We start from the raw sequence: 968 nt of genomic DNA on the forward strand, positions 1-968 counted from the left end.
CTGGACTCGAAGACGCTACCAGACCTGAAGCATCAAGAAACTGATCAACACGAGCGTAATAGAACGGAGAGTAGGCAGCCTGATAAGCACTCCATAGCAGTTCTTCAGAGTTATCATTGGTGACATCTAAATTTCGGCGATTATCACTTAAATCTTGATCATCGACGTTAAATTCGCCGCAGGCTGAGACCAGATAAGCAAGCAAAAGTACACAGACTCGTATTGAGCGACTCATTGAAGGTCCTGTTTATTTTGAGATACGCTGAAATTGTATGGCATGAAGAGGAAGGGATAAACGCTGCGCCACCGCAATTGTGACGCAGCTTACGCTGAACATAAGATTAAACGTGGTATTGAGCGCTTATTTCGTGAACAGCATCGACAAAGACTTTTGGCGCCTCAGGGTCTACAAACTGATGGATGCCATGCCCAAGGTTGAAGACATGACCAGCACCTTGTCCGAAATCGCCCAAAATGCGCGCGACTTCCGCTCGAATCTGCTCAGGCTTCGCATACAAAACACTGGGGTCCATATTACCTTGCAAGGCAACTTTATCGCCAACAAGACTGCGTGCGCGACCAATATTCATGGTCCAATCCAGGCCCAATGCATTCGCACCACAGTCAGCGATTTGCTCCAACCAAAGCCCACCGCCCTTGGTAAACACAATCGATGGCACCCGCAAGCCACGCGCTTCAGTCTTCAAACCTGCGACGATTTTCTTCATATAAGCAAGGGAAAAGTCGATGTAAGCCTGATCGCTAAGGTTTCCACCCCAAGTATCGAAAATCTGAACAGCTTGTGCGCCCGCATCTATCTGAGCATTCAAGTAGCCGATCACCGAGTCGGCCAATATATCCAGTAAAGCATGCAAAGTTTCAGGCTCACGATACATCATCGCTTTAATGTGCCTAAAATCCTTTGAGCTGCCACCTTCAACCATGTAGGTTGCCAAGGTCCAAGGCGA

Annotated in this window: 2 protein-coding genes; both read right to left on the reverse strand. The window is 47.9% G+C overall.

Going from position 1 to position 968, the window contains the following annotated elements; genetic code table 11:
- The coding region (locus A3750_RS10955) for a hypothetical protein (RefSeq protein WP_156498520.1) at positions 1-235 on the reverse strand (235 nt) is incomplete at its 3' end.
- A 106-nt stretch (positions 236-341) separates the two neighbouring features.
- Positions 342-968, reverse strand: a 627-nt coding sequence (locus tag A3750_RS10960; RefSeq protein WP_304440185.1) for a uroporphyrinogen decarboxylase family protein, incomplete at its 5' end; no start/stop codon positions are given.

Source organism: Oleiphilus sp. HI0079, assembly GCF_001635105.1.